The sequence below is a fragment of the Hongsoonwoonella zoysiae genome (assembly GCF_013266695.1).
In the GTDB taxonomy this organism is placed as follows: Bacteria; Pseudomonadota; Alphaproteobacteria; order Rhizobiales; family Stappiaceae; genus Hongsoonwoonella; species Hongsoonwoonella zoysiae.
In genome coordinates this window covers 2,173,094-2,200,054 of sequence record NZ_JABRXF010000001.1, presented here as the reverse complement: position 1 = coordinate 2,200,054, position 26,961 = coordinate 2,173,094, and the positions used below count along the sequence as shown (strand labels likewise).

25 protein-coding genes are annotated in these 26,961 nt (G+C 60.5%); 10 read left to right on the top strand and 15 right to left on the bottom strand.

What is annotated here, in order from left to right:
* Positions 1 to 45: 45 nt before the first annotated feature.
* The 4 genes from rpsD to HPQ64_RS10130 all read right to left on the bottom strand — a co-directional run bounded on the left by rpsD (position 46) and on the right by HPQ64_RS10130 (position 4,271).
* Complete coding sequence (gene rpsD, locus HPQ64_RS10145; RefSeq protein WP_172888220.1) at positions 46 to 663, bottom strand: 30S ribosomal protein S4; 618 nt, start codon at positions 661 to 663, stop codon at positions 46 to 48.
* 212 nt (positions 664 to 875) lie between these two features.
* A complete protein-coding gene (murI, locus tag HPQ64_RS10140; RefSeq protein ID WP_172888219.1) occupies positions 876 to 1,652 on the bottom strand; it encodes a glutamate racemase in 777 nt (258 codons plus the stop codon).
* Positions 1,649 to 2,461 carry an RNA methyltransferase gene (locus HPQ64_RS10135; RefSeq protein ID WP_172888218.1) on the bottom strand — a complete coding sequence of 271 codons (813 nt, stop codon included), beginning with the start codon at positions 2,459 to 2,461 and terminating at the stop codon, positions 1,649 to 1,651. Before HPQ64_RS10135 ends, murI begins: the two co-directional genes overlap by 4 nt.
* A 76-nt stretch (positions 2,462 to 2,537) precedes the next feature.
* Positions 2,538 to 4,271 carry a hypothetical protein gene (locus HPQ64_RS10130; RefSeq protein WP_172888217.1) on the bottom strand — a complete coding sequence of 578 codons (1,734 nt, stop codon included), beginning with the start codon at positions 4,269 to 4,271 and terminating at the stop codon, positions 2,538 to 2,540.
* A gap of 729 nt (positions 4,272 to 5,000) precedes the next feature.
* Between HPQ64_RS10130 and HPQ64_RS10125 the strand changes: the two genes are divergently transcribed.
* Both HPQ64_RS10125 and HPQ64_RS10120 read left to right on the top strand, forming a co-directional pair.
* Positions 5,001 to 5,582 (top strand): HdeD family acid-resistance protein, encoded by a 582-nt coding sequence (locus HPQ64_RS10125; protein ID WP_246270395.1) that lies wholly within the window; start codon positions 5,001 to 5,003, stop codon positions 5,580 to 5,582.
* A gap of 215 nt (positions 5,583 to 5,797) precedes the next feature.
* A complete protein-coding gene (locus HPQ64_RS10120; RefSeq protein WP_172888216.1) occupies positions 5,798 to 7,009 on the top strand; it encodes an NADP-dependent isocitrate dehydrogenase in 1,212 nt (403 codons plus the stop codon).
* A 93-nt stretch (positions 7,010 to 7,102) separates the two neighbouring features.
* Here HPQ64_RS10120 and HPQ64_RS10115 read toward each other — a convergent pair whose 3' ends face one another.
* Entirely contained in the window at positions 7,103 to 8,407 is a 1,305-nt protein-coding gene (locus tag HPQ64_RS10115) for a cyclic nucleotide-gated ion channel (protein WP_172888215.1), read from the bottom strand.
* A 393-nt stretch (positions 8,408 to 8,800) separates the two neighbouring features.
* Here HPQ64_RS10115 and HPQ64_RS20610 point away from each other — a divergent pair, with 393 nt between their 5' ends.
* Positions 8,801 to 8,929: a hypothetical protein gene (locus HPQ64_RS20610; RefSeq protein WP_281358262.1), complete on the top strand. Its 129-nt coding sequence runs from the start codon at positions 8,801 to 8,803 to the stop codon at positions 8,927 to 8,929.
* Between the two features lie 78 nt (positions 8,930 to 9,007).
* On the opposite strand, the gene alaS is transcribed toward HPQ64_RS20610, so the two are convergent.
* Positions 9,008 to 11,668 (bottom strand): alanine--tRNA ligase, encoded by a 2,661-nt coding sequence (gene alaS / locus HPQ64_RS10110; protein ID WP_172888214.1) that lies wholly within the window; start codon positions 11,666 to 11,668, stop codon positions 9,008 to 9,010.
* Positions 11,669 to 11,948: 280 nt separating this feature from the next.
* Entirely contained in the window at positions 11,949 to 13,013 is a 1,065-nt protein-coding gene (recA, locus tag HPQ64_RS10105; protein ID WP_172888213.1) for a recombinase RecA, read from the bottom strand.
* 258 nt (positions 13,014 to 13,271) lie between these two features.
* Here recA and HPQ64_RS10100 point away from each other — a divergent pair, with 258 nt between their 5' ends.
* From HPQ64_RS10100 to HPQ64_RS10080, 5 genes are all read left to right on the top strand, one after another.
* Positions 13,272 to 14,216: a PfkB family carbohydrate kinase gene (locus HPQ64_RS10100; protein ID WP_172888212.1), complete on the top strand. Its 945-nt coding sequence runs from the start codon at positions 13,272 to 13,274 to the stop codon at positions 14,214 to 14,216.
* A gap of 95 nt (positions 14,217 to 14,311) precedes the next feature.
* On the top strand, positions 14,312 to 15,226 hold the full coding sequence (locus HPQ64_RS10095) for a pseudouridine-5'-phosphate glycosidase (protein ID WP_172888211.1): 915 nt from the start codon (positions 14,312 to 14,314) through the stop codon (positions 15,224 to 15,226).
* A 143-nt stretch (positions 15,227 to 15,369) separates the two neighbouring features.
* Positions 15,370 to 16,539: a cell surface protein gene (locus tag HPQ64_RS10090; RefSeq protein ID WP_172888210.1), complete on the top strand. Its 1,170-nt coding sequence runs from the start codon at positions 15,370 to 15,372 to the stop codon at positions 16,537 to 16,539.
* Positions 16,540 to 16,557: 18 nt separating this feature from the next.
* Positions 16,558 to 17,496, top strand: coding sequence for a DUF6384 family protein (locus tag HPQ64_RS10085; protein WP_172888209.1), 939 nt, complete (start codon positions 16,558 to 16,560; stop codon positions 17,494 to 17,496).
* 24 nt (positions 17,497 to 17,520) lie between these two features.
* Positions 17,521 to 18,963, top strand: a complete 1,443-nt coding sequence (locus HPQ64_RS10080) for a coiled-coil domain-containing protein (RefSeq protein ID WP_172888208.1) — start codon at positions 17,521 to 17,523, stop codon at positions 18,961 to 18,963.
* A 3-nt stretch (positions 18,964 to 18,966) separates the two neighbouring features.
* Here the strand turns inward: HPQ64_RS10080 and HPQ64_RS10075 are convergent, their stop codons facing one another.
* Positions 18,967 to 19,398, bottom strand: coding sequence for a MarR family winged helix-turn-helix transcriptional regulator (locus HPQ64_RS10075; RefSeq protein WP_172888207.1), 432 nt, complete (start codon positions 19,396 to 19,398; stop codon positions 18,967 to 18,969).
* Between the two features lie 81 nt (positions 19,399 to 19,479).
* Here HPQ64_RS10075 and HPQ64_RS10070 point away from each other — a divergent pair, with 81 nt between their 5' ends.
* Complete coding sequence (locus HPQ64_RS10070; RefSeq protein WP_172888206.1) at positions 19,480 to 19,905, top strand: DoxX family protein; 426 nt, start codon at positions 19,480 to 19,482, stop codon at positions 19,903 to 19,905.
* 204 nt (positions 19,906 to 20,109) lie between these two features.
* Positions 20,110 to 20,610: a hypothetical protein gene (locus HPQ64_RS10065; RefSeq protein ID WP_172888205.1), complete on the top strand. Its 501-nt coding sequence runs from the start codon at positions 20,110 to 20,112 to the stop codon at positions 20,608 to 20,610.
* A gap of 31 nt (positions 20,611 to 20,641) precedes the next feature.
* Here HPQ64_RS10065 and cckA read toward each other — a convergent pair whose 3' ends face one another.
* The 7 genes from cckA to HPQ64_RS10030 all read right to left on the bottom strand — a co-directional run bounded on the left by cckA (position 20,642) and on the right by HPQ64_RS10030 (position 26,749).
* Positions 20,642 to 23,188 carry a cell cycle histidine kinase CckA gene (cckA, locus tag HPQ64_RS10060; protein ID WP_172888204.1) on the bottom strand — a complete coding sequence of 849 codons (2,547 nt, stop codon included), beginning with the start codon at positions 23,186 to 23,188 and terminating at the stop codon, positions 20,642 to 20,644.
* A gap of 112 nt (positions 23,189 to 23,300) precedes the next feature.
* Entirely contained in the window at positions 23,301 to 24,392 is a 1,092-nt protein-coding gene (flhB, locus tag HPQ64_RS10055) for a flagellar biosynthesis protein FlhB (RefSeq protein WP_172888203.1), read from the bottom strand.
* A 13-nt stretch (positions 24,393 to 24,405) separates the two neighbouring features.
* Positions 24,406 to 25,179: a flagellar biosynthetic protein FliR gene (gene fliR / locus HPQ64_RS10050; protein ID WP_172888202.1), complete on the bottom strand. Its 774-nt coding sequence runs from the start codon at positions 25,177 to 25,179 to the stop codon at positions 24,406 to 24,408.
* Positions 25,180 to 25,209: 30 nt separating this feature from the next.
* Positions 25,210 to 25,476, bottom strand: a complete 267-nt coding sequence (fliQ, locus tag HPQ64_RS10045; RefSeq protein WP_172888201.1) for a flagellar biosynthesis protein FliQ — start codon at positions 25,474 to 25,476, stop codon at positions 25,210 to 25,212.
* A 28-nt stretch (positions 25,477 to 25,504) separates the two neighbouring features.
* Positions 25,505 to 25,822 (bottom strand): flagellar hook-basal body complex protein FliE, encoded by a 318-nt coding sequence (gene fliE / locus HPQ64_RS10040; protein ID WP_172888200.1) that lies wholly within the window; start codon positions 25,820 to 25,822, stop codon positions 25,505 to 25,507.
* Positions 25,823 to 25,890: 68 nt separating this feature from the next.
* Positions 25,891 to 26,301 (bottom strand): flagellar basal body rod protein FlgC, encoded by a 411-nt coding sequence (gene flgC, locus HPQ64_RS10035; RefSeq protein WP_172888199.1) that lies wholly within the window; start codon positions 26,299 to 26,301, stop codon positions 25,891 to 25,893.
* Between the two features lie 37 nt (positions 26,302 to 26,338).
* Complete coding sequence (locus HPQ64_RS10030) at positions 26,339 to 26,749, bottom strand: flagellar basal body protein (RefSeq protein ID WP_172888198.1); 411 nt, start codon at positions 26,747 to 26,749, stop codon at positions 26,339 to 26,341.
* Positions 26,750 to 26,961 lie beyond the last annotated feature (212 nt).

Below are 26,961 nucleotides of genomic sequence, written 5' to 3'. Positions count from 1 at the left end.
GCCGCCCAAACGAGCGGCCTTGATCGAAATTTGCAACAGATTCGCTTAACGCGAATAGAACTCGATGACGAGGTTCGGTTCCATCTGCACCGGGTACGGCACATCGGAGAACTGCGGCACGCGGCTGAATGTGGCCGTCATCTTGTTGTGGTCGGCGTCGATATAGTCCGGCACATCGCGCTCGGCCAGTTGAGTGGCCTCCAGCACCAGCGCCATCTGCTTGGACTTTTCCTTGACCTCGATGACGTCGCCCGGCTTGCAGCGGTAGCTCGGGATGTTGACGCGCTTGCCGTTCACCTTCACGTGACCGTGGTTGACGAACTGGCGTGCGGCGAAGACGGTCGGCACGAACTTCGCGCGGTAAACGATCGCATCGAGACGGCGCTCGAGCAGGCCGATCAGGTTCTCGGACGTATCGCCCTTGAGGCGCGAAGCTTCCTTGTAGACCTTGATGAACTGCTTTTCGGAGATATCGCCGTAATAACCCTTCAGCTTCTGCTTGGCGCGCAGCTGCACGCCGAAGTCGGAAAGCTTGCCCTTGCGGCGCTGGCCGTGCTGGCCCGGGCCATATTCGCGGCGGTTAGCCGGGGACTTCGGGCGGCCCCAGATGTTTTCGCCGAGGCGGCGGTCAATCTTGTACTTCGTGCTATGGCGCTTGGACATTCGCCGTTTCCTTTTTCGTGTTGGTCTTTTGAAGGAATGACCCTTCTCAAGGAAACGCGCCCTCCTCTCCCCGTTACCAGGTCGACAGGACCGCCGGCATCTTGCGCCGCCTGCAGGTCCACGGGTGCGTAAAAAGCCATGGCGGGCCAATCACGACCCGCCAAGCTCGCGCGGTGTTTAGTGGATCGCGGGCATCATGTCAAACCCCGGCATCAGAAAACATGCGGATTTTCGCCGATAAACGGCAGGTAATCGAACGCTTCCCCTCCCGTCGAAATATAGCGTTCGAACCGCTCAGCACTCGCGTCGGGTCCTTCTATGACAGCGGCTAGACGGCGGGCGATGGCCGGAGCCGGGTCGATCCAATCGACGTCCCAGGGCGCAAGCGCGCGCATATCCTCAAGGAGAAACGGGTAATGCGTGCATCCAAGAACAATCGTATCGGTTCGCCTGCCGGCCTTTTCCCGGAAACAGGGCACAATTTCGGCGGCAAGGCGCACGCTGTCCACAGGACGCCCTGCAAGCTTGTCCTCCGCGATGCGGGCAAGGCCCGTTGCGCCGACAAGGGTGACGGCGACATCCGGCGCGAACTGGCGGATAAGATCGAACGTGTAATCCCGCTTCACCGTGCCGGGCGTTGCGAGGATGGACACCAACCCGCTTTTCGTGCGCTCCGCCGCGGGCTTGACCGCGGGCACCGTGCCGACGACGGGAATATCGAGCTTTGCCCGCAACCCCGGCAGAACAAGCGTGGAGGCCGTGTTGCAGGCAATGACCACAGCGCATGGGTCATGTTCGGCCACATGTCCCGCAGTCAGCGCAACCACGTGATCGGCAAGTGCCGCTTCATCCCAGTCGCCATAGGGAAAGGCGGCGAAATCCGCCAGATAGACGATCGAGAGGCCGGGCAGGAGCGCCCTCACCTCACGCGTGACCGACAGGCCTCCGATGCCGGAATCGACGATCAGGACCGGCCGGTTTTCGCTCATTTTTCGCCCTGCCCTTCCGGCTCGTCTTTACGCGGTCGCGTCGGGCGGCGTTCGAGCGCCGCAATCACGCCCCTGAGCGATTTCACCTCCTGACGGGTGAGGTTCGCCTTTTGCAGGATATTGCGAAGATTGAGCACCATCGACGGCCGTTTTTCCGGCGGCCGGAAGAAATTCACGTTGTCGAGCGCCGATTCCAGATGCTCGAACAGACGCACGACATCCTCCTTTTCCGCAGGAGGGTGGGTCTCCCCGTCCACGCGGAAGGGAAGCGCGCCATACGTTGCCTTCATGCGCCACTCATAAGCGCAGACGAGCACGGCCTGCGCGATATTGAGCGAGGCGAAATTCGGATCCACCGGAAGCGTGACGATCTCATCGGCGAGCGCCACTTCCTCATTGTTGAGGCCCCAGCGCTCACGCCCGAAGAGGTATCCCGTCTTCAGCCCGTCGCGCCCATAACGGCAGAGCGTTTCAGCCGCCTCGTCCGGCCCGCGCACGGGCTTGGAAATCTCGCGCGACCGCGCCGTCGTGGCAAAGACGAACCTGAGATCGGCAATCGCAGCCTCGACGCTGTCGAAAACCTGAACATTGTCGATGACGTGATCCGCGCGGCTTGCGGCCGCTCGCGCCTTCTCGCTCGGCCAGCCGTCGCGCGGGTTGACGATGCGCAGGTCCACAAGGCCGAAATTCGCCATGGCACGGGCGGCCGTGCCGATATTCTCGCCAAGCTGCGGTTCGCACAGGATCACCGCCGGCGGCAGAACGTCGACAGTCACGGTTTCAGGGTCGATACGGGCATTTCGCGTCATGGCGCGGGATTTAGCTTAAGACAGGGAATAAGGCTAGAGGGAGAACAAATGACGCATCCCGCCTTTTAGGAAAGCTTCAGCGCAGCCGATGTACTATGCCTTTCAGTTCGCCGTTCACCAACGCCGGCGGACGTCTCAATTCTTCCTCAAACACCTCGTTTCCCCATCCCCACAGGCCCTCGAATGGTGCGACAAGAGCTCTTGGCTCAACAGCAATAGTAGCCTTTCCTGAAAGGCGGTCCGCGTACCAGTCAGTCCACACATCCCAATGCTCAACCCGGCCAAGGAGCGCGTGGCGCAAGTCCATCCAGCGCGCGGCGAAGGCCTCCGGCATCTCTTCGTCGTACCACAGCGGGGCAGCGGCAAGGTCCACAGCAGAAGCGCCGTCGATCACGAGCGATCGGTCCGAATTCATTGCGCGGTAAAATGCGCGTGGAGCAGCGGTGTGCGATAACCAAGCTTCATCGACTTCCCGTAAGAAGTCATCCGCCCTCAGATTCTCGACATCCGAATAGTCCTTGGGATCGAAGCCGGCGATGAGCGGGTAGATCGCAGCGGATGCCGTACTCACGGCGTCACTCCGAGCATATTTCAGCCCTCCACCGTAGATTCGCGCCGCCATCGCTGCGCCGACGGCGATACGCGTGGCGAGAATAGCGCCGCAAACTGGAGGGTCCCGATTATAGACCGCGCGCTTTTCCTGTGAGGATTCCCTCAATTCCGGCTGGAACATGGAAAATGCGCGAACGAATGCGAAGCGCGCGGAGCGCATCGTATTTTCGCTTACGAGCGCGGGAGCGGCCGCCAACCAGCTGATCGCGAGAACGCGAAAGTTGGCGAGCAAAGGTTGGAGAACAATTTCATCCCGTATCAGGACTTCCTCGTATGTCAGCGGTATCGCACGCAATGCATTTCTCACTGCGATCATCGCGTGTACCGATACATTGCACGACAAGGCCCATAACTGAAATTCGTTCTCGTCAAATACCGGTTCGTCCATGCGCCATGCTTTCGCCATCGGCAAGCTTGCGGTTGTCGTGGATCTGCCGCCCTCTAAAGACTGGCCTATGAGCCTTGCCTCATACCAGTTCTCGGTCGTCTCATCTTCGTCGTCGATAGCCTCCAACCATAACTTCAAGTCGACCCAAAGCCGGGCGAAGGAACGTGGCATGCCGGCATCGTGCCATAGGCCACACCGAATAAGTTCCCTCGGCTCCAAGCCGGCAACCAGCAACCGGCAATCAGTCAAGAAAGCGTCGCGCACCGCATCCACGTTCGCTGTGAGCAACTCCTGGAAATAACGATGGCTGATATACGGATCGGCGGAGTATCCAGAGACATTCCTCTCCAACGATGACCTTTCCGGCAACTTATAAGGCCCTACGAATCGGATTGCCTCCTCGGCCCTCTTCAAAAGCTCTCTCAGTTCACAGACTGCGGATTGCTCGGCATTTCGAGCGGGAAACTCCAGAGCTGCCGAGAAAGCTGCCCAAGCGCTGATAACTTCGGGCACACTGCCCCCTCGGGAATAGTTGCAAAATTCCCCTAGCGACTTGTCGAGCTGCTTGCGAATGAGCTCCTTTTCGACTTCTACAGCCTGAGGATCAAAGTCCTCCAACTGCCGGAAGTCATGCTTGAATGCGAGCAAACGCAAGGCCGGCATGGCAACCTGCTTTGGTGGGATCAGTTCATAGCAGAGAGCCGGTATCACCCTGAGCGCAGTGCGTATCGCAATGACGATCAGGGCTCGCGCCGGCAGACGCTCAAGCTCGGGCACCAGTTCTTCAAAATCTTGAGGATCTACGCCCATCGCCGTTTTCAATAGGTCAATAAAGGAATAATTTCTGAAGTCTTGTCATAAGGCGATTAAGATTTTCATAATGCGATCTGAAGTTGCATACAGGGATCTTCCCGGCCCTTCCCATGCACCGATACCTCCGCACGCTTTCGCGCCGGAGCTTAAAGACTGGGAACGGTGAGGCGCGGCATCGCCGCCTCTGTGCTTTTTGTAATGAGGGTCGCGGTTCCGCCGCGCCTCACCCATGACGTTGTCTCCCGCGGCCTCACTCGCATCCGCGACCGGCGCCGTAACCGAAAGCTTTTCCCCGAACTTTTCGGCAAATACTCCCGAAAGAGCCTCGCCGTCTTATCCGGACCTTCGGACTAGCGACCGGCCACCCGCACTACAGCGGCCACCCACCGAGGGGAGCACGCCAGCCTAATCAGGTCCGTTAAGCCCTTTAAGCCGGCGCCGTCACGCCCCCGGCTGTCATGAACGGTCGGTCCGTCACGGTCCCACGAGCAGCCGGGCGATGGGAGGTATTATGGGTGTGGTCAAAGAGGCGGGGATTATTTTTTTGGAAATACATTCTCAGCCCGCGAACGCTTCGAATGCCATAACGGCGAAACACCACCAGATTTCCCTTGTCATCCTCTCTACTTTACGCTGCGATAGATTATTGATGCCCGGCAAGGGTCTCGACGTGTTGGCGAATTCGCCTTGCCTGGATGAACGCGGCAATCGAAGGGGGTGGCTGATATGACAAATCAGGCAGACGCAAACATGCAGGCGCAGGTAGCCCAGGTGACGCAGACCGTGCGCGAAAAATGGGCCTGGTTTCTTGTGCTCGGCATCGTGCTCGTCATTTGCGGGCTTATGGCCATCGCCCTTCCCTTCGCAACGACGATCGCCGTTGCACTGGTGATCGCGGCCGTTCTCCTGATCGGCGGTGCCGTGCAGGTATGGCAATCCTTCTCGGTTCAGGGATGGGGCGGTTTCCTCTGGCAGCTCATCACCGGCATCGTCGCGATCGTGGGCGGTATTCTGATTTACGCCAACCCGGTGTTCGGCGCATTCGCGCTGACCTTGGTGGTTGCCGCCGTTTTCGTCGCTCAAGGGATAACGCAGCTTATCCTCGGCTTTCGCCTAAGGCCGCACGACGGCTGGGGCTGGATCGTCGCCGGCGGCATCATCTCGCTGCTTGCCGGCATCATGATCTGGGCGGAATTCCCTTTTTCCGGCACATGGGCGCTCGGCATCCTCGCGGGCTTTTCCATCGCGTTCAACGGGTGGAGCTACATCGCCATAGCGCTTGCCGGCAAGCGGATGGCCAGAGGCTGAAAATTTTTTGTATCGCCGCGAGCTGAAATATCGCGGATTTTCAACGCTCAGCCGAATTGTTGACTTCCAGCTAGCTTTGCCTTTGCGCCGCCCTTTGCTATAGGGGCCGCGCAAGGGCCGCCCGACGCCGGATTTTCCGAAGCGCAAGCGGCGGCGAAACGAATTCTCCAGCGCATGCGCGCCGGTTCCAGTCGAAACGAGAGGTCAACAGCATCATGGCGAAGATCAAGGTCGAAAATCCGGTCGTCGAACTCGACGGCGACGAGATGACGCGGATTATCTGGCAGTTCATCAAGGACAAGCTGATCCACCCCTACCTCGACATCGACCTGAAATACTACGACCTCGGCATCGAAAAGCGTGACGAGACGGACGACCAGATCACCGTCGATGCGGCCAATGCGATCAAGCAATACGGCGTCGGCGTGAAATGCGCCACGATCACCCCGGACGAGGCCCGCGTAGAGGAATTCGGCCTGAAGCGCATGTACCGCTCGCCGAACGGCACGATCCGCAACATCCTGGGTGGCGTGATCTTCCGCGAGCCGATCATCATGAAGAACGTCCCGCGCCTCGTACCGGGCTGGACGCAGCCAATCATCGTCGGCCGTCACGCCTTCGGCGACCAGTACCGCGCGACCGACTTCCGTTTCCCCGGAGCCGGCAAGCTGACGATCAAGTTCGTCGGCGACGACGGCCAGGAGATCGAGCATGAGGTGTTCCAGGCACCAGGCTCGGGCGTCGCCATGGCGATGTACAATCTCGACGATTCGATCCGCGATTTCGCCCGCGCCTCGATGAATTACGCGCTGAACCGCAAGGTGCCCTGCTACCTTTCCACGAAGAACACGATCCTGAAGGCCTATGACGGGCGTTTCAAGGACCTTTTCCAGGAAATCTACGAAGCCGAGTTCAAGGAGAAGTTCGAGGCCGCCAAGATCTGGTACGAGCATCGCCTGATCGACGACATGGTGGCGGCCGCACTCAAATGGTCCGGCGGCTACGTTTGGGCCTGCAAGAACTACGACGGTGACGTACAGTCCGACACGGTGGCGCAAGGCTTCGGCTCGCTCGGCCTCATGACCTCCGTGCTGATGACGCCGGACGGCAAGACCGTAGAAGCGGAAGCCGCCCACGGCACCGTGACGCGCCACTACCGCATGCACCAGAAGGGCGAGGAGACATCGACCAACCCGATCGCCTCGATCTTCGCCTGGACGCGCGGCCTTGCCCATCGCGCCAAGCTCGACGGCAACGACGAGCTGGCGAAATTCGCCGCGACGCTGGAGAAGGTCTGCATCGATACGGTGGAATCCGGCCACATGACCAAGGATCTCGCACTCCTCGTCGGCCCGGACCAGAAGTGGCTCACCACCAACGGCTTCCTCGACAAGATCGACGAGAACCTGCAGAAGGCAATGGCCTGAAGCTTATCGCTTGTCTGAACGGATCGGGCGCCCCCCTGCGGGCGCCCTTTTCGTTTCAGGGGTGAGCTTTACCGGGCGATCCGCGCCCTCCGATCAGCTTCGGTCGGCCGGCTCATCCTCGCCGGATGCGGGTTCAGTGAAAAGCTCGGGCTCGTCCTCGTTTGCCTGCGAAGTTTGGTCAATGGTCTCGGACAAGGCCGCTTCTTCCTGTTCCAGCTCTTCATCGGCGATGTCGATATCTGGATAAAAGGTCGTGGCGGCACGTTCCTCGGCTTCCTTCAGGATCCGCTCCGCAAGCTCGGGCCGGCGCTGCATGAGGACGCCAAGGTCGCTGGCGCTCAGCGCCATGAGGTCCGTACGCTCCAGTGCCGTGACGGTCGCCGCGCGCTTGCGCGGCCCCACCATCGCCATCTCGCCGAAGAACGCCCCTTCCCCGAGTTTCAGACGCGAATGGCCGAAATCCGCCTCGACCGCGCCATTGGCGATGAAATACATGCAATCGGCATCCTCGCCTCTTTCGGTAACAATCTCGCCGGTGTTTATGGTGACGGCGCGAAGAAGCTTCGCGATATCGGCTATCTCGGTTGCCCTCAAATCCTCAAACAACGGCACTCGCGCCACCATCGCCCAGGTGACGACGAACTCGCGGGAGTGGATTTCGCGTGCGAACGCCGTCGCCACGATGCCGATGGGCAAGGCAAACAGGCCATAGCCCATCAGCATGACAAGACCGCCCAGCATTTTCCCGATAACCGTTGTCGGCACGACATCGCCATAACCAACTGTCGTCAGAGTGGCCAGCGCCCACCACATCGCCTGCGGAATGGAGCCGAATTTGTCCGGCTGCGCGTGCCGCTCCACGAGATACATGCCCGTCGCGGATACCAGAACGGCACCGAAGATAATGACGAAACTGGCGATCAACGCATGGCGTTCCTGGGCGACCGCGCTGATGAGCGAGCGCAGGGCCGGAGAATATCGGGCAAGCTTCAGGAAACGTACGAGGCGCACGATCACGAAAGCCTTGAGAGCCGCATCCGACATGAAAAGACCGACAATAAAGGGCAGTACAGCGAGGAAATCCACGATCGCCCCGGGTTGTAGCGCGTAGCGAAGCCGCGCTCCGAAAGGCCCGAAACGGCGCAGCGGCGGATGAAGGTCCGCGACCCAGAGCCTGGCAAGATATTCGGTGAGGAAGGCGATGCCCGCCACCGCCTCGGCAAGGGCGAACAGCCGGGCATATTCGGCCGATATCCGCGGCACAGTGTCGAGCAAGGCCATCACCACGGTCGCAAGTATGAATGCGACCAGCACCATGTTGACCCGCCGCCCGAACGGGTCTCCGGTCACTCCCTTTTCCAGCAGTCTGTACGTCGCCGCCTTGTAGTTTTCCGTCATGATCCCGCCAGCATCAGCCCTGCTTGAACCCGGCGTCCCCGTTTCCGTCCCGCAAGCGTCCCCGGGATAAGATCGGCATCGCCATCCAGCCCCTTAACCGGCATCGTCGGGCGAGCGCGAATAAATGGCAAGTCGGGGGCGGCACTTACAGGTTATGCCACGAAAGCTGCCGCCACCGCGCGCAGCGCCGACCAACGCCTCCGGGGCTTTTCGGACGCATTTCTGGCGTGTTTCACTGGCCGTGAAAAGTCGGGGGGCATGGCAACTTCCATCTGCTGCCACATCTATTGGGAATGGAGAGACGGTACGCATGCCCGCGCGGAATGAAGAAAACTCATTCTCCGGGCGTTCGATGCCGCTTGCAAACCGTGGCAATCGAGACGGAGGAATCCAATGCCCGAATACGATCCGGAAAAGGTGCGCGGCGGCGCCACCACCAGGAACCACATCGTCACGAAGGTGCTGGTTATCTCCATGTCGCTGGCAGCGGTCGCGCTGGTCGCCGTGGTCCTGGTCTTGTGATCGGCGCCTCACGACCTTACCGCACAACGGATTTGGGGGCCGAAAGGCAGCCCCCCGGTCGCAGGTTCGCGGTATCGCTCAATCGCCGGCAATGGCCGAGGCAATCGCTTCGACCGCGGCATCCGCCCGGCCGGCGTCGCTGCCGCCGGCCTGAGCCATATCGGGGCGACCGCCACCTCCGCGCCCGCCGAGCGCTTCGGAACCGATCTTCACCAGATCGACCGCACTGATACGGTCGGTAAGGTCCTTCGATACGCCGACCACAATCGAAGCCTTGTTTTCCTCGCCCTTGCTGATCAGCACCACGACGCCGGAGCCAAGGCTCGCCTTGCCTTCATCGGCAAGACCCTTGAGGTCCTTCGGATTGATGCCTTCCACAACGCGGGCCATGAACTTCACCCCGCCGACGTCGCGCACACCCTGCGCCTCGCCGCTGCCGCCGCCACCCATTGCGAGCTTCTTTCTGGCATCGGCCAGTTCGCGCTCCAGCTTGCGGCGTTCCTCGATCAGCGATGCGACGCGCGTCGCGACATCGGCGGGCGTGACCTTCAGAAGCCCGGCCACCTTGCGCAGGCGCTTGTCCTGAGCTTCCAGATAATCGCGCGCCGCTTCGCCCGTCAGCGCCTCGATGCGCCGAACGCCGGCGGCAACCGCCCCTTCCTGGACGACCGTAACGAGGCCGATATCGCCCGTACGGCGCACATGCGTGCCGCCGCATAGCTCCAGCGAATAGGTATTGCCCGCCTTTTCGCCCCGGGTCGCCCTGCCCATGGAGACAACGCGCACCTCATCGCCGTATTTCTCGCCGAAAAGTGCCATTGCGCCCCGCTCAATCGCCTCGTCGACTTCCATGAGATGCGTTTCGACGGGCGCATTCTGGAGAATGATTTCGTTGGCGATCGCCTCGACTGCGCGAAGCTCTTCCGCATCGATCGGCTTGGGGTGGGAAAAGTCGAACCGGAGCCGGTCGGGCTGCACGAGCGAACCCTTCTGCGCCACATGCGTGCCCAGAACCTCGCGAAGCGCCTCATGCAGAAGGTGGGTTGCCGAGTGATTGGCGCGGATGGTGCCTCGGCGGAGATGATCGACCTCCATTTCGACCGCGAGATCGGGCGTGACCGTGCCTTCTTCCACCGTGACGCTGTGGACGAAAAGTCCGTCCGCCTTCTTTTGCGTGTCCGTCACACGGATGCGAATGCCGGAGGCGCTCATCATGCCGGTATCGCCGACCTGGCCACCGGATTCGCCGTAAAACGGCGTTTGGTTGGTGACGATAAAGCCGGAATCGCCTGCCTTGAGTTCGCAAACCTCCTCCCCGTCCTTGACGAGCGCGGAGACGATGCCCTCAGAGGTTTCCGTCTCATAGCCCAGGAACTCGGTGGCGCCGACACGTTCCTTGATTGTGTACCAGACGGTATCCGTCGCCGCCTCGCCCGATCCGGCCCAGGCGGCACGCGCTTCCGCCTTCTGCCGCTCCATGGCCGTCTTGAACCCTTCGGTGTCGACGGAAATGCCGCGAGCGCGCAGGGCATCCTGCGTCAGATCGAGCGGAAAACCATATGTGTCGTAGAGCTTGAAGGCGGTCTCTCCGTCGAGCTCAGCGCCTTCGCGCATTTCGCCGGTCGCATCGTCCAGAAGCGACAGACCGCGCTCGAGCGTCTTGCGGAAACGCGTTTCCTCAAGCTTTAGCGTTTCGGTGATGAGCGCCTCGGCACGTGCAAGTTCGGGGAATGCCCGGCCCATTTCACGCACGAGCACCGGCACCAGCTTCCACATCAAAGGGTCGCACGCGCCGAGAAGATGCGCATGGCGCATGGCGCGGCGCATGATCCGGCGCAACACATAGCCGCGCCCCTCGTTGGAGGGCAAGACGCCGTCGGCGATCAGGAAACTCGTCGAACGCAAATGATCGGCGATCACACGGTGGCTCGCCTTCGCCTTGCCTTCCGCGTCCACTCCGGTCGCGTTCTCCGAAGCGGCAATCAGCGCCCGGAAGAGATCGATGTCGTAATTGTCGTGAACGCCCTGCAGGACAGCAGCGATACGCTCAAGCCCCATGCCGGTGTCGATGGAGGGGCGCGGCAGGTCGACGCGCTTGTCCGCCAATTGTTCGTACTGCATGAAAACGAGGTTCCAGACCTCGATGAAGCGGTCACCATCCTCTTCCGCCGAGCCCGGAGGCCCGCCCCATATGTGGTCGCCGTGATCATAGAAGATTTCGGAGCACGGTCCGCAGGGGCCGGTATCGCCCATCGCCCAGAAATTGTCCGAGGTCGGGATACGCAGGATCTTGCTTTCGGGTAATCCGGCAATCTTTTTCCAGAGATCGAAGGCTTCATCATCTTCGGCATAAACGGTGACCAGCAGCCGTTCCGCGGGAAGGCCGAATTCCTTTGTGATCAGGTTCCAGGCAAGCTCGATCGCACGATCCTTGAAATAATCGCCGAAGGAGAAATTCCCGAGCATTTCGAAGAAAGTGTGATGGCGCGCGGTGTAACCGACATTGTCCAGGTCGTTGTGCTTGCCGCCTGCGCGCACGCACTTTTGCGAGGTGGCGGCGCGGCTGTAATCACGCTTTTCAAGACCCGTGAAGACGTTCTTGAACTGTACCATTCCGGCGTTGGTGAACATCAGCGTCGGGTCGTTGCGCGGTACAAGCGGGCCGGACGAGACGACCTCGTGCCCGTTCTTCGCAAAATAGTCGAGAAACGCCGACCTGATTTCGTTTACACCGCTCATTGAGCTTTCTTTCACCTTCGTGTGTGGAGCCGTTAGCGGGAATTCCGGCCGGTCCCGGCGGCGATCAAGGCTCTTTGCCCTGTTTCGCGCCAACTCGCACCGCCCCGCCTCCGGCAGGCAAATTTCACTGCTCGCCTTTTATCCGCGGGCCTTGAAGCTGTCCAGCCAAGGGCAAGTCCACGAATGCAAAAAGGCCCTGGCGCGTCTTTCGCCAAGGCCTCTTCGATTTCAATCGACACAAACTCAGGCAATCCCTGCGAAACAGCCACCGGCTCGCAAATCAGGCATCCCCGGCATCCCCGGCGGGATCCGTGATCCGCTCCGCGATGAGGCCGGCGTTCTGACGGATAGCCTGTTCGATATCCTCGGCGACTTCCGGGTTCTCCCGCAGGAACTGCTTGGCGTTCTCACGCCCCTGCCCGAGGCGCTGGCTGTTGTAGGAGAACCATGCGCCCGATTTTTCGACGATGCCGCCTTTGACGCCGAGATCGATAAGCTCGCCCATCTTGGACACGCCCTCGCCGTAAACGATATCGAATTCGACCTGCTTGAACGGCGGCGCGAGCTTGTTTTTCACCACCTTTACGCGCGTCTGGTTGCCGACCACCTCGTCACGGTCCTTGACGGATCCGATACGGCGAATGTCGAGACGCACCGATGCATAGAACTTCAGGGCATTGCCGCCGGTGGTCGTCTCCGGAGAGCCGAACATCACGCCGATCTTCATACGGATCTGGTTGATGAAGATGACCATGCAGTTGGAACGCGAGATCGAACCGGTGAGCTTGCGCAGCGCCTGGCTCATGAGCCGCGCCTGCAGGCCGGGCAGGCTGTCGCCCATCTCGCCTTCAAGTTCCGCCTTCGGCGTGAGCGCGGCGACAGAGTCGATCACCAGGATGTCGATGGCGCCGGACCGCACGAGCGTATCGGCGATTTCCAGCGCCTGCTCGCCGGCATCCGGCTGGGAAATCAGCAGGTCGTCGATATTGACGCCGAGCTTGCGCGCATAGATCGGGTCGAGTGCGTGTTCCGCGTCGATGAATGCGCAAATCCCGCCCAGCTTCTGGGCTTCCGCAACCGTGTGCAGCGCAAGCGTGGTCTTGCCCGAAGACTCCGGCCCGTAGATTTCTACGATGCGGCCCTTGGGCAGACCGCCGATGCCGAGCGCGATATCGAGGCCGAGCGAGCCTGTCGACACCGTCTGCACCTCCACCGCCTGCCCCTGGCCGAGGCGCATGATCGAACCTTTGCCGAAGGCGCGTTCGATCTGCGACAGCGCGGCGTCGAGTGCTTTGGTCTTGTCCATCTGGTTGCCCTCTACGAGGCGGAGTGTGCTTTGCGACATGTAATGACCCGCTCCTTATTCCACGATTGCGCTCGGCGTTTCAATCCAAGCTTTTGTACACTTTTTGTTCCTGAATTAAAAGCCGAAATAACACTCTGCAAATTATACATAATTATCAATATGTTCAGCGTATGTTCCATCTGTGGATTGCAAAAATTACGTTAGGTCATTTGATACTTGCCGCTTGAACCCGCGAGCGGAAAAGGAGAATCATGACCCGCTTCCGCACAGGCTTTCCCCAGCGCACAAGAAAGTTTCATGCCCGACCGAAAATCCCCCTGCAAGGTCGCCGCGTTCGGCGCGATCAACCTGGATACGATCATCAAGGCCAGGCGGGCGATAGAACGCGACACCTCCACGCCCTCCGATTTTAGCGAGGCGCCCGGTGGCGTGGCGGCAAATGTCTGCCGCGCACTGTCGCGATGCGGCGTGCCGAGTGCCCTGGCAGGTTGCATCGGACAAGACGAGGCCGGTGCAACGCTGAAGAGGATGCTTGCGCAGGCCGGAGTTGACGTGTCCGGCGTAAGGGAACTAGACAAACCGAGCGGACGCTATGTCGCATTACACGATCCCGATGGCGCTCTTGTGGCGGCGGCAATCGACGGCGAGATTGTGGACAGCCTCCCGTCCGATTTCTTCGACGATATGAGGGCTGCCGCCTCATCGGCGGATATCTGGTTCGTCGACGCGAATCTTCCGGCTGCCGTGCTCTCGCGGCTTGCCGCCATGACCGGGGACAGGCTGCTTGTTGCCGACGCCGTCTCTGTCGCCAAGGCGGCAAGGCTTGCCGCTATTCTTCCCCGCCTCGACATGCTGTTTTGCAACCGCTTGGAAGCGGTGCAACTGATGGGGGCACCTCCCGGCGAAGAGGCGATTGACCTCGCCATGAAGCTCGCCAGGCAAGGCGCAAGAGCCTGTTGCGTCACCGATGGCACCCACCCTGCCGGTTGCTGCATAAACGGGGAAAGCTTTTCGATTTCCCCTCTCCCGGCAAAGGTTGCGGATGTGACCGGCGCAGGAGACGCCCTGATTGCCGGCTGGATTGCCGCCCGGTTGAAAGGCCTGGATGACCGCACAGCACTTGAGGCCGGCCTCGCGGCCTCGGCAATAACCGTGGAGGCAACGGGCAGCGCACCCGCCGGCCTGAGCTGGGACGCGATCGAAGAGCGCTGCCGTAATCCGGCCGCATCGGCCCGCGGATAGGTTTTCCAACCCGATCACCTCCACACACCCTTCCGGACATAACCGGTCCAATGCTAGTCGATGACGGAACATGCAAGCCGCCCGAAAGGCAGGAAATGAACGAGATACTTAAAATTGCGCCCGAGGTTTCAGCCGCGCTCGAAGCAGGCGGCGCCGTCGTCGCGCTTGAATCGACGATCGTCACCCACGGCATGCCCTGGCCAAGAAACGTTGAAACGGCGCGCCAGGTGGAAGCCGACATTCGAGAGGAAGGAGCGGTTCCCGCGACCATCGCCGTTCTTGACGGCGCAATCCGCATCGGGCTGTCGAATGGAGAGCTGGAGCGTCTCGCAAAGGCCGACCACGTGATGAAATGCTCGCGCGTGGACATCGCCTTTGCGGTCGCGACCGGGCAGCCGGGCTCGACGACGGTCGCGGCGACGATGATGGCCGCCCATGCCGCCGGGATCGCCGTCTTCGCGACAGGGGGCATCGGCGGCGTTCACCGAGGCGCGCGGGACAGCTTCGACATTTCCGCCGACCTTGACGAGCTTGCCCGCACGCCCGTTTGCGTGGTGGCCGCCGGGGCCAAGGCCCTTCTGGACCTGCCGAAGACGCTGGAAGTACTGGAAACGAGGGGCGTACCGGTGGTGGGCTACAAGACGGATCGCTTTCCGGCTTTCTGGTCGCGTGAAAGCGCCCTTCCCGCCCCCTACCGGCTCGAAACCCCAGCGGAGATCGCAAAACTTCTGCAAACGCGACGGCTCTTCGGCGACCATGGCGGCGTGCTGGTCGCCAATCCGGTCCCGAAGGAGCATGAAATTCCGTCGGGCGAAATGGAAGGCTACATCGATGCCGCGCTCAAGGAAGCATCCAAGCGCACCATTTCGGGCAAGGACGTCACTCCCTTCGTACTTTCGCTCATTTTCGACCTGACCGGGGGCCGCAGCCTCGAGACCAACATAGCGCTAGTCCGCAACAATGCGCGGCTTGCCGCGCGAATTGCCCTGGAGACCTGCAACGAAGGATAAAAAGGCTGGCCCTTGCGTCTTTGCAGTGTAACATTCCGTAAGGATAAGGATTAGTCATTCGGATCGTTTCGAAATCTGGCACAGCGTGTTCGGAAACGCCGGGCGAAAGTGGCGGAATTCACCAGGCGAACGGGGAGTTGACGATGGCGGAAACAAGCCTTTCACCGATGCAGTATCTGGACAAGGCGGTCGGAGCGCTCAGGGAGATGGGCTTGATGCCGGATTCCACCGGCGAAGCCCCAATCAACGCCCTTCTGCAACAGATTTCGGATCTTTCGCCGGACAAGATAGCCGTCATTACCCGCACGCTCGGCCAGGCCTCGACCTTCAACGAAGTTGTTCGCAACGAAATCCAGGCGATGGAGATCGGCGAACGATACGAGGCCATCACGGAAGCCTTCAATTCCATTCGTGATGATGCCAAATCTCTCGTCGACCAGCTTGCCGACGGCAAACTTTCCTTCCTGGAAAACCTTTCCAACAAATGGCGCGACATGACGCGCGGCTCGATCTCCGACCGCTTCGACAAGATCCGCGATACATACCTGGACGTGGCGCACGACACGAAGGACCAGATCGAACGCGAGCAGCGCATCCTGGAAGCTTATCGCGACTATCGCGGCGCGCTGAAGCAGGCGGAAGTCCTTGCGCTTGAAGTGCTTAACACGGCGACGGCCAAGCTCGATGCCGCGAAGCAGTCGCTTCAGAACGCGAGCGAGACGGTTCAGGCGTACGAGGGCGACGATGCCGCCGAAAAGGCAAAGCTCGAACTTGCCCGCGACGAAAAGATGCGCGCCATGCAGGACGAGGAGAAGCGTTATCAGGTCGCCAAGGATCTCGCCGACAATCTGACGATCGGCTACAACACGTCGGAAGTCATCATGGCGCGGCTGATGCAGACCACGAATGCCAAGGAGCGCATTTACGCGCAATCCGTCAGCTTCTTTTCCACCAATGAATCCGTGCTGACCGCCCTGAACGCCTCCTTTACGGGCCTGCAGGGGCTGCATGAATCGACCGAGACGCTCAATTCCATGAAGGAAGGCGTTTCCAAGAGCCTGGAGACGCTGGCGGAGATCGGCGACCAGGTACAGGAGGCCGCGCTCAAAGCGGGCTACGGCCCGACCGTACAGGCGGCGGCTGTTAAGAAACTCGTCGATTCCGTTGTCACCTTTCAGGAAAACTCGCGCGAGATCATTTCCGAAATGCGCGATCAGGCAACCAGGAACTCCGAGGAAATTCGTACCGCGGTGGAAGACGGCAAGCGGCGCCTTGCAAAGCTTGCCGCCGAAGCCAAGGCGCTGCCCGCTTGAGGCGCGGCGGGAACCGCGATGCCAAGCACCTCCAAGCCCGCGCAACCGCCGCTCGACGACCTGATGATGGCGATGGACGTGGTCGATACGCTACGCCATGACGAAGCGCTTGCGTTGAAGGAACTCACCTCAGACCAGCGCGACGAGGCAATGGTCAAGCGCCTGCGGGATATCTACGAAAGCCAGGGCATCGAGGTGCCGGACCGCATTCTTCGCGAAGGCGTGGAGGGACTGAAGGAAAACCGCTTCGTCTACAATCCCCCGGCCAGCGGCTTCAGCCGTACCCTGGCGATGTTCTACATTCGCCGCAACATCTGGGGCAGATGGCTGGCGATCGGATTCGTCGTACTTGTTGCCGCTGTGCTCGCCTATCGTTTCCTGGTGATTGTGCCGGCGGAACGCGCTGCCGAAGACCTGCGCGTGGAACTTACCCAAACGCTTCCCGGCGAGCTTGAAGCCACGGCCGGGCGGATTGCCGAACTCAGCCGGGAGGAAAGCGCCGTCGAGGATGCCGAGCGCTTGCTCTTCGAAGGTAAGCGGGCGGCGAAAGCCGGTGAAGCCGAAGCTGCGCGCAAGGCACTTTCCGACATGAAGGCGTTGGAGGCACGGCTTTCGTCAGTCTACGAAATACGCATCGTTTCGCGCCCGGGCATGCCCACGGGCGTTACCCGCATACCCGACGTCAACCTGTCGACCGAAAACTATTATCTCGTGGTGGAGGCGATCGGTCCCGACGGTAACGCGCTCGAACGCGAGGTCATATCCGAAGAAGACGGCGCCCGGAAGCGCGTCCGGATCTGGGCCCAGCGCGTGCCCCGCGCGACGTTCGATGCCGTGCGACAGGACAAGGAAGCGGACGGCATCGTCCAGGAAAACCTGCTTGGGCGAAAGGAGCGGGGACGGCTTGACCCTGACTGGGTCATGGCGGTCGAAAGCGGAGCAATCACCCAATGGTAAAAGCGTGAAGGAAATCGCGCCGACATGCTGAGCGGACGGCAGACCCTCGGATCCATCGAAAAGGCCTTGGCGGAATTGCGCCGCGAGGAAGCGGCAGTCAATGCCAGACTCGAGAAATGCGATATCGAAATCACGCGGTTGCGTGAAGAACAACTGTCCGGATTCCGCGAACTGGCCGAATTCCGGCTTGAAGGCGAGCGGAAGGGCGAGTTGAAACGGCGCCTGAGTTCGGCGAAGGATATCATCGGCGAACTCCTTCGCAACCGGGCGCGCGAGATAGAGACGCTTCGGGCCGAACGCACCGGAATGGAAGGAAAGATTGCAAGGGCGACGGAGGAACGCACCCGTTTAACAAGTGAGCGGGAAGCGCTGGCCGACAGGCTTGACGAGGTGATGGAGCACGTTGACGACCGGCTGGCGGAAGACGGTGAATACATCGCCCAGAAGGAGAAGGCGGAGGCAATCTGCGCTACAGCCGCAGCCGCGCGGGAAAAGGCGCGCCAGGCCGAAGCGGATCGCGACGAAAAAGGTGTCGCCTATGAATCCGACCCGCTGTTCCTGTACCTTTGGAACCGGGGGTTCGGCACATCCGCATACGCCCACACCGGCCTGATCCGCTTTCTGGACAGATGGGTCGCCCGCCTTATCCGCTATCGGGACGCCCGGCCAAATTATGCGATGCTGACGGAAATTCCGCTTCGCCTCGACCAGCATGCTACCGACCGCGAACAGGCCGCGAAAGAGGAGATGAACCGACTTGCGGAAATGTCACGCGCCGCCGCGACCGAAATCGCAGGCGAAGATATCGCTGGGCGTATCGCTGCTCTGGATGACGACATCGATCAGCGCTCGCAGATGCTCGACCAACTCGAACAGGACCTCTCCAAACTCGTCGAGGAAGAACGCGTTTATCTCGACGGCGAGGATGAAGCCTTCAAAAAGGCGCGCGAGGCGCTTGCCGCTTCCCTTGGCGCCCAAAGCCTTAAGGAGTTGTGGCAGGACGCCCTCGCCACGCCCTCGCCGGAAGACGAGAAGATCGTTCGCCGGCTGCAGGAGATCGCGGACCGCAGGAAAAGCCTGGAATTCGACATATCCAAGGACAGAAGCATCCTTTCCGATATCGGGCGCCGCCGGGCGGAACTTGCCCGCGTGACGAGGGAGTTTCGCCGCAGCGGCTACGACGACTGGAACTCCACTTTCTCGGACGACAATCTCGCTTCCGTTTTGCTCGGAGAACTTGTCCGCGGTGCGATTACCGGAGCGGAATATTGGGCGCGTGCGCAACGGTCGCACCGCAGGCGCACAAACCGCGGACGCGGCGTCGGATTTCCGGACGGATTCGGCCTTCCCGGCTCCATGGGCGGTCCGCTTTCCGGGCGCCGCGGGCGCTCGAGCGGCGGATTTTCCACCGGAGGCACCTTCGGCGGCGGCAGCGGCGGCGGCTTCAAGACCGGTCGGACTTTTTAACGATCAGAGCACCCGTCTCAGCAAAGCCGACAAGGCCTTGAGTTCCTCTTCCTGGAATCGGCTGGCGAAAGATGCCGCTACCGCGTCGCGGTAGACCGGCCACATCATCTCGCGCAATTCACGCCCCTTGCGGGTGATCTGGATGGCGGCACCGCGGGCGTCGCTGGCGTCGTGCACTCGCTCCACCACGCCCTCGGCCGCCATCCTGTCGATCAGGCGGGAAAGATTGTATTTCTCAAGCAGCATGCGCCCGGCGAGATCCTTGTTTCGCAGGCGCCCTTCGCCCTCGCGCGCCAACTCCAGGAGCACATCGTACCAGACGAGTTGGGGCAGGCCCGCTTCCTTGAGGGCGGCTTCGACGCGAGAAAGCGCCGCGCGCGACGCGAGGATCAACCCCACCCAGGCTCTTTCTCCACCGGCGGTCAAGGTGGTCATGCCATGGAACCCCATTTTTGTTGCGATTGCATCAAAAATCTCCTATATCCGTTGCAATTGCAACATAAGGAGTCGAACGTCATGACAAACAGTCAGGACCTTTCCGGTATCGGAGCGATGCTTTTGCGGGTTTCTCTCGGCATCATGTGGATCGCTCACGCCTCGCTCAAGTTCTTCGTCTTCGGCATTGCCGGCTTCGCGGGCTGGCTCGAATCGCAGGGCCTGCCCTCGATCTTCGCCTTGCCGGTGCCGCTTACGGAGACCATCCTGGGCCTTGCGATGGTCCTTGGAATCTACAGCCGTTATGCGGCTATTCTGCTTATCCCGATCCTCCTCGTCGCGACCACCATCCACATCGGTAACGGCTGGGTATTCAGCAACGAAGGCGGCGGCTGGGAATATCCCGTTTTCCTGTTTGTGGCGATGATCGTGCATATCCTCATCGGCGACGGCTCCCACGCCGTCAAGCCTGCACGTCTGCCGATCGACGGAGCATCCGCGGCCTAACATCGGGACAGCGGAACAAGACCGTTGGTCACTCCATACGAACCGCCACCGGCCCGGCATTCCCGGGCCGGTTTTTTCTGCCCAATATTTTCCGTGACACCGCACTGAGGTTTTTTTAACCATAGGTAATCGATCATTCGAACCAGATTGGGTGTCGCGGCCGGTCCGTGGCTCGCCGAACCGGATACCAATGGGTCGTTCACCATGTATCGCTTGCTTGCCGTTGCATTCGCCGCCATTGCCCTCGCCGCTTGCCAGTCCTCCCGTTCGCCGGTGCCGGGCGCGCAGCAACAGGCGGCCCTTACCGTGCCACAGGGCGCGCAGTCCGCATTGGTCGTCGCAAGTCCGGAGACGGTTCGGCAAACGCTTGTCAGCGGCGCGGCGGAGCGGGGCACGCCAATCGTCCAGAACGAGCCGAACATGGTAGTCCTCGAACGGCTTGTCACAGAGGAAATCCCGGCCCTGGACCAGGAATTCGGCCCGTCCGACAACGGCGACCGCAAGTTTCGCATTCGCATCCGCTTCCAGGGCACGGCATGCGACACGCTCGTTGTGCAGGAAGTGTTCGTGGTCAACAACGCAAGCACCGCACTCGAGCAGGTTTTCGCGCTCACGCAGCCGCAGTACAATAATCCCGAAAGCCTGATCGGGTTGAAGCGGAAAGCCGAAGCCGCATCGGGCTGCACTGGAGCGATCTCCGGATAGGTGGTTGCTGCTCGACAGTTGCCCCGCTTTGTCAGCTGCCGAGCACTTCCTTCACGACCGTCGCAAGCTGCTTCAGCGTGAAGGGCTTGGGCAGGAAGGTGAACTTCTCGTTCTCGGGAAGGTTCTTTTCGAAGGCTTCTTCGGCATAACCGGACACGAAGATGATTTTCAGGTCGGGCTGCGTCTTGCGCAATTCGCGAAGCAGCGTTGGTCCGTCCATTTCCGGCATGACGACGTCGGATACCACAATATCGATCTTGCCGCCGGTCTCTTCCATGATTTCCAGCGCTTCCGTACCGCTAGACGCTTCATGGACCGTGTAGCCGCGCGATGAAAGCGCACGCGCGGCAAACGCTCGCACCGCCTCCTCGTCCTCGACAAGAAGGATGGATGCGGAGCCCGTCAAATCCGATAGCTGCTGTTGCTCGACCGGCTTTTCGACCGGCTTGTCGCTTTCCTTGCGAACGTGGCGCGGAAGGAAGATGCGGAACGTCGTGCCCTTGTCCACTTCGCTGGAGCAGAAGATGAACCCGCCGGTCTGTTTGATGATGCCATAGACGGTGGAAAGGCCGAGACCCGTTCCCTTTCCCACTTCCTTGGTGGAGAAGAATGGTTCGAAGATCTTTTCCATCACCTCCGGCGGCATGCCGTGGCCCGTATCGGACACCTCGATCAGCACATATTCGCCCGGCGGCATGCCACGAGTGTTGTCGAAAGACTTCGAGCTTTCCTCGCTCACATTGCTCGTGCGTATTGTCACCTGGCCGCCCGTCGCCATGGCATCGCGCGCGTTTACGGCGAGATTGACGATCACCTGCTCCAGCTGGTTGAGGTCCGCCATCACCGGCCAGAGATCGCGCCCGTGCACGACCTTGAGTTCCACCTTCTCGCCAAGCAGCCTGTCGAGCAGGATCGACAGATCGGCCAGCACATCATCGAGCGCGAGTTCCTTCGGACGAAGCGTCTGGCGGCGCGAAAAGGCAAGAAGCTGACGAACGAGACCCGCCGCACGGTTCGCGTTCTGTTTGATGTTCATGATGTCCTGGAAAGACGGATCGCTCGGCCGGTGGCTTGCAAGCAGAAGATCGGAAAAGCCGATTATCGCGGTCAGCACGTTGTTGAAGTCATGCGCCACACCGCCGGCAAGCTGCCCGACCGCCTGCATCTTCTGGCCCTGCGCAAATTGCGCTTCGAGAACCCGCTGCGCGGTGGTCTCCAGCGCGTAGACAATTGCCACCTCCCCGTCTTCCGCGCCGTCGCGAACCGCGGAAATATAGAACGTGGCGCTTCGCCCGTCCTCGCGGTCGTCCAGACGGGCATCGACCGGCGGAATCTCCCCCTGCCCGTCGAGTGCCTTGTCGAGTGCTTCCTTCAGCGCGCCGCGCGAGCCTTCCGCGATCAGGTCGAGAAGGGCAACGCCGTTCGGTCCCGTATCGCTCACGCCGAACAGGCGCAGGAACTGTGCGTTCGTCTTGCCGACCTGCCCCTCGCGGTCGATCGAGGCGATGGCGATCGGCGTGTTGTTGAAAAACCGGGCGAAGCGCACTTCGGACGCGCGAAGCTCTTCGGAAACATCCTCGCCCGGCGACCGGTTGAGCACCAGCGTGCGGCTCTCGCCCGCAACACCTTCCGCGCCGAAGGGAACACGGTGGATGATCCGGACCGGGAATCCCCGGCCATGTCGTGTGACGAGGTCAAGATCGAACGTCTCGCTCTTCACCTCGCCGGCCTTTCCATAAATCGAACGCAAGAGCTCGGCCCCGTCGCCGCTGATAAAGTCGGACAGGTCGATCTCACCGGCATCGAATTGCGCAAGATCGTATCCCAGCCAGTCCGCAAGCGTCGCGTTCAGGTAAACCAGGCGCCCGCGCGCGTCGCAGGAGAAGAACCCCGCCGGCGCGTGATCCAGAAAATTGATGACGCGCTGAAGTTCCTGGAAAGACATTTCCTGGTCGGCGCGATCGCGTGTGATATCGGCAATCTGCCAGGTCGTGCAGTCCCGTTCGCGCCCGTCCGCGCCAAGCGGGATTCTCACCGGGCGTACGCTCACCCTGTACCAGTGCGGCTCGCCCTGCGTCTGGCCAAGGGGACAAGGCAGCCGAATTTCCTCCCGGGCGCTGCGCTGCTCGCGGGCCGCCTGCGACAGGCGGAAAAGCGCATCCGCCGCATTGGGATCGGCGGAGAAGACCCGCTCCACGCTGCGTACATCGGCTGCCACGTCCGCGCCGGTAAGCGTCGCATAGGCCTGATTGGCATAGATGATCCGGCCATCCGTGTCGGTGATCGTCACGCCGTCGGCGAAGTTTTCGAGAAATGCGGAGGCAATGGGGCTGGGGGAGCCGCGCCCGGAAAACCTCAAGAGGCCTATCGCGCCGGCAAACAGCGAGAAGACGCCAACGACGGCAAGCACGCCGAGCAGCACCAGGACATAGGGTTCGGCCTGTTCGCGGTTCATCAGGGCAAAGGCGGACGCCGCGGCAATCAACCCCAGCGCCAGCAGCATCAGGAGCCCGATATTGCCGGTACGTTCCGTCCGGTCTATCACCGGTTGTGTCGGTTGCGCGTCGTTATCGCTCATTTGCCTGTATCGCCCCCTGCCCCGGGCCGCGCCCGCCGACGCTCTCGCCTCCCAATACTTACCAAGGGAATCGGTTACCGCACCGGGAAAATCAACCGATAACCCGAAGTGGTCAGGTTTTTCCAGTTCTTCCCCGCCAACCTCTGCGCCGTTTCAGGTTGAGAACAAAGCCGATAACTTCCGCAACCGCCTTGTAGTGTTCTTCGGGAATCTCCTGATCGATGTCGATCGTTGCATACAGCGCGCGGGCAAGCGGCGGGTTCTCGACCACCGGAATATCATGGCTTTTCGCGACTTCGCGGATCTTGAGCGCGACGGTGTCGGTTCCCTTGGCAAGGCAGACGGGAGCACTCATGCCTTCCTCATATTTCAGTGCGACTGCGTAGTGCGTCGGGTTGGTGACGACCACCGTTGCATCCGGCACTGCCGCCATCATGCGCTTGCGCGAGCGTTCCATGCGAAGCTGCCTGAGCCGCGCCTTGATGTGTGGATCGCCTTCGGTCTGCTTGTATTCTTCCTTGACCTCCTGCTTGGTCATCTTCTGTTTTTCGAACCAGCGATGGCGCTGATAGAGCAGATCCACCGCCGCCACCACGGTCATGAAGGCAATGATGGCGATGATCAGCTTTATGATCAGCTCTCGCGTTTCCGCCAGCATGAGGGAGGTCTCACGGAAGATCATCGTGTCGATCTGATCGCGCTCCGGCCAGAGAACGGCGGCCATCAGCCCGCCCACGATGACGATTTTCGCAACACCCTTGCCGAAGTTGACAAGGCTTTCCGACGAAAAAAGCCGCTTGAACCCCGAAACCGGAGAGATCTTGTTGAGTTTCGGCTTGATCTTTTCGGCAGACCAGACGAGGCGGTGCTGAACCAGGTTGCCGGCAACAGCCATGACCAGCAGGATCAGAAGCGGAAGCGCGAGCGATTTGGCGATGCCCGTCCCCGTCTGATACCAGAGTTCCCTCAGGCCGCCTCCCTCCACGGGAATCGTATGCGCGAATTCGAAATAGGCGCGCAGCGTATCGCGCAAGCCCGCCGCCGCGGGCTTCGCCATGATGGCGATCGAAAGCCCGATGCCGAGCAGCACGAACCAGGCCGAGACCTCCTGGCTTTTGGCGACGTCGCCTTTCTTGAGAGCATCGTCCAGGCGTTTTTGGGAAGGGTCTTCCGTTTTTTCAGAATCGTCGGATTCTTCGGCCATTTGCCTCCTCCAACTATCCGGCGACGAAACGGCCGATCGCCGTTTCGAAATGTTCCAGATACCAGCCCATGATCGTCATCAAAAGTGCAAGCAGGATCAGGATGCCGATGACGATGTTGAGTGGCAGCGCGATAAAGAAAATCTGCATCTGGGGCATAAGCTTGTTTAGCAGCCCGAGCCCGAAATAAAAGACAAGGCCGACCACGATGAAAGGCGCGCTCATCTGTACGGCGATCTCGAAGATGTCCGCCACCATCTGCGTCGAAAGAGCCGCGAAATCGCCCACCGGCATCCAGTCGGCAGGTGGAAACAGCGTGAAGCTGTCGTGAAGGGCGGCGATGATCAGGTAGTGCGTATCGGTCGCGAAAACCAGCGTGACACCGAGAAGGCCGAGGAATGTACCGACGATAGCCCCTTGCTGGCCTTCGTTCGTCGGATCATTGGCGAGCGCGAAGGCAAGGCCAGACTGACTTGCGAAAATGACGCCGGCGATCTGCAGGGTGTAGGTGATGAGTTTCGCCGCCAGCCCGATGAAGAAACCAATGGCCATTTCGCCGGCGAGCAGCGTCAGGAGTCCGGCCATCGGCATGGCCGGTGAAACGGGATAAAGAGGTGCTGCTATCGGGTAGAACACGAAGGTCAGAAGAATGGCCATCGTCAGGCGAACCCGCGTGGGGATGGATGTTTCCCCAAGCACCGGCATCAGCATCAACATGGTGCCGAGTCTCGCAAAAACCAGCACGAACACCGTGGCGACCTGAGGCAGAAAGTCGAGATCAAGCGTCATCGCCGGTCACTCTCCCGGGGCCGGCCTTGCCTAGCCGCTGGCAACGATGAGATCAGCCACCGTATTCGTGAACCCCGACAGCGCCTGCCCCATGAAAGGCAGCGCCAGCAACAGCGTGACGAAGATTGCGATGATTTTCGGTACGAAAACCAGGGTCATTTCCTGGATCTGCGTCAGCGCTTGGAAGAGTGCGATGACGATACCGACCAGCAGGCCGATGATCATGACCGGGGCGGAAACGATGATGAGGGTCCAGATGCCTTCCCTCGCAACATCCAATACTTCCGCGCCGGTCATTTCACATCCTTTGTCATCATGAACGCCGTCAGATCGGCATCCTCAGAATTTCCTGATAGGCGGAAATCACGCGGTCCCTGACGGAAACGAGCGTTTCCATGGCAACCTCGGTTTCAGCCACGGCGGTGACGACGTCAACCACGTCGGACTTGCCCTGAACGAGGCCCAACGCCTTGTCGTCCGCTTCGCGTCCCTGCTCGACGACCGATGTGACCGCGGTCCTGACGAGCGCGCCGAAATCCGGTGTTTCGTCATTCTGCGCCGAGATTACCTGATTCGTAAGCCCCGCCGTCTTGTTATAGGCATTTGCCGCCGCTGCGGGCGTGGAAAAAACTGGCGATGTCATGGCCTCAACTCCCATCGATTTGAATTTTCTTGCCGGGGGCCAATTTCGTTATTCTGGTGCACTTGATCTTAGGCGCGAAGGATCTCGAAGGTTCTCTGGAGCATCCTGCGCGTTGTTGTAATGACGTTCAGATTTGCCTCGTAGGTGCGCTGGGCATCGCGCATGTCCACGGTCTCGATCAGCGTGTTGACGTTGGGAACACGCACATAGCCGTTCTCATCCGCGGCCGGGTGACCCGGCTCGTATTTCCGCCCGAAGTCGGACTGGTCCATCTCGATCTTGCCGAGCTTGACCATTTCCGCCCCCATCTCCCGGTCGAGGGCCACCTGAAACGTCGGTATCTTGCGCCGATAGGGCTCCTCCTGCGGGGTTCGCCCGGTGGAGCTTGCATTGGCGATGTTTTCCGCGATCACACGCATGCGGCCGTTCTGTGCCTTCAAGCCGGATGCGGCGATAAAAAGCGATTTCACAAAGTCCATTTTCCGGCCTCCGTTACCGGGTGGCCCAAACCTTCAATCAGGCGCCCCTGGAGGATAAAGCCGTGCGTATCAGGCCCAGCCCCTTGCTGTAGAGCGTCGTGGCCGCCTGGTAATCCAGAAGGTTTTGGGTCACTTTCATCATCTGTTCTTCGAGCACGACCGTGCTCCCGTCGGGCGTCGTCTCGAACGACGGCGCCTCCTCGACCTTCGCGGAATATTCACCCCGCTTAAGGCTTCCCGACAAATGCCCTGCGTCGGTGGTTACCGTGTCGAGCCCGCTGGAAGTGAGGGCTAGTTGGTTCGAAAAATTGAATTCTTTCAGGTCCCGGCCGGCAAATCCGGGCGTGTCGGCGTTCGCCACGTTTTGCGACAGAACGCCCTGGCGAACCTGATGCCACTGCATCTTCGCCTTCAGCACCTGGAAGACAGGCAAATCCGAAATGGGCATGATCTTCTCCGTTGGCTACTGGGTAGAAATTGCCGACGGAGTGGTTAATGAGAGGTTAACAGTTAACGGGTGTTAAACCAGTTCGGCGCGAAAGCGGCTGATTTCCGCGCCTAAAAATTTCCAGATTTCGCATTGTGCAATGTAAACTCGGCATAATTTTCCAAACCTTGTTAACCTCGCAAGATGGTGAGAATCATCTATTACGCTTATAA

Excerpts from the sequence above, each read along its gene's own strand:
- murI (WP_172888219.1), bottom strand. The coding sequence starts at position 1,652 with ATGAGCGAAAACCGGCCGGTCCTGATCGTCGATTCCGGCATCGGAGGC.
- HPQ64_RS10120 (WP_172888216.1), top strand. The coding sequence starts at position 5,798 with ATGGCGAAGATCAAGGTCGAAAATCCGGTCGTCGAACTCGACGGCGAC.
- HPQ64_RS10130 (WP_172888217.1), bottom strand. The coding sequence starts at position 4,271 with ATGGGCGTAGATCCTCAAGATTTTGAAGAACTGGTGCCCGAGCTTGAG.
- HPQ64_RS10115 (WP_172888215.1), bottom strand. The coding sequence starts at position 8,407 with ATGACGGAAAACTACAAGGCGGCGACGTACAGACTGCTGGAAAAGGGA.
- HPQ64_RS10065 (WP_172888205.1), top strand. The coding sequence starts at position 20,110 with ATGTATCGCTTGCTTGCCGTTGCATTCGCCGCCATTGCCCTCGCCGCT.
- HPQ64_RS10075 (WP_172888207.1), bottom strand. The coding sequence starts at position 19,398 with ATGACCACCTTGACCGCCGGTGGAGAAAGAGCCTGGGTGGGGTTGATC.
- recA (WP_172888213.1), bottom strand. The coding sequence starts at position 13,013 with ATGTCGCAAAGCACACTCCGCCTCGTAGAGGGCAACCAGATGGACAAG.
- cckA (WP_172888204.1), bottom strand. The coding sequence starts at position 23,188 with ATGAGCGATAACGACGCGCAACCGACACAACCGGTGATAGACCGGACG.
- HPQ64_RS20610 (WP_281358262.1), top strand. The coding sequence starts at position 8,801 with ATGCCCGAATACGATCCGGAAAAGGTGCGCGGCGGCGCCACCACCAGG.
- HPQ64_RS10135 (WP_172888218.1), bottom strand. The coding sequence starts at position 2,461 with ATGACGCGAAATGCCCGTATCGACCCTGAAACCGTGACTGTCGACGTT.
- fliE (WP_172888200.1), bottom strand. The coding sequence starts at position 25,822 with ATGACATCGCCAGTTTTTTCCACGCCCGCAGCGGCGGCAAATGCCTAT.
- HPQ64_RS10125 (WP_246270395.1), top strand. The coding sequence starts at position 5,001 with ATGACAAATCAGGCAGACGCAAACATGCAGGCGCAGGTAGCCCAGGTG.
- HPQ64_RS10080 (WP_172888208.1), top strand. The coding sequence starts at position 17,521 with ATGCTGAGCGGACGGCAGACCCTCGGATCCATCGAAAAGGCCTTGGCG.
- HPQ64_RS10090 (WP_172888210.1), top strand. The coding sequence starts at position 15,370 with ATGGCGGAAACAAGCCTTTCACCGATGCAGTATCTGGACAAGGCGGTC.
- HPQ64_RS10100 (WP_172888212.1), top strand. The coding sequence starts at position 13,272 with ATGCCCGACCGAAAATCCCCCTGCAAGGTCGCCGCGTTCGGCGCGATC.
- HPQ64_RS10070 (WP_172888206.1), top strand. The coding sequence starts at position 19,480 with ATGACAAACAGTCAGGACCTTTCCGGTATCGGAGCGATGCTTTTGCGG.
- rpsD (WP_172888220.1), bottom strand. The coding sequence starts at position 663 with ATGTCCAAGCGCCATAGCACGAAGTACAAGATTGACCGCCGCCTCGGC.
- flgC (WP_172888199.1), bottom strand. The coding sequence starts at position 26,301 with ATGGACTTTGTGAAATCGCTTTTTATCGCCGCATCCGGCTTGAAGGCA.
- HPQ64_RS10030 (WP_172888198.1), bottom strand. The coding sequence starts at position 26,749 with ATGCCCATTTCGGATTTGCCTGTCTTCCAGGTGCTGAAGGCGAAGATG.
- fliR (WP_172888202.1), bottom strand. The coding sequence starts at position 25,179 with ATGACGCTTGATCTCGACTTTCTGCCTCAGGTCGCCACGGTGTTCGTG.
- fliQ (WP_172888201.1), bottom strand. The coding sequence starts at position 25,476 with ATGACCGGCGCGGAAGTATTGGATGTTGCGAGGGAAGGCATCTGGACC.
- HPQ64_RS10085 (WP_172888209.1), top strand. The coding sequence starts at position 16,558 with ATGCCAAGCACCTCCAAGCCCGCGCAACCGCCGCTCGACGACCTGATG.
- HPQ64_RS10095 (WP_172888211.1), top strand. The coding sequence starts at position 14,312 with ATGAACGAGATACTTAAAATTGCGCCCGAGGTTTCAGCCGCGCTCGAA.
- alaS (WP_172888214.1), bottom strand. The coding sequence starts at position 11,668 with ATGAGCGGTGTAAACGAAATCAGGTCGGCGTTTCTCGACTATTTTGCG.
- flhB (WP_172888203.1), bottom strand. The coding sequence starts at position 24,392 with ATGGCCGAAGAATCCGACGATTCTGAAAAAACGGAAGACCCTTCCCAA.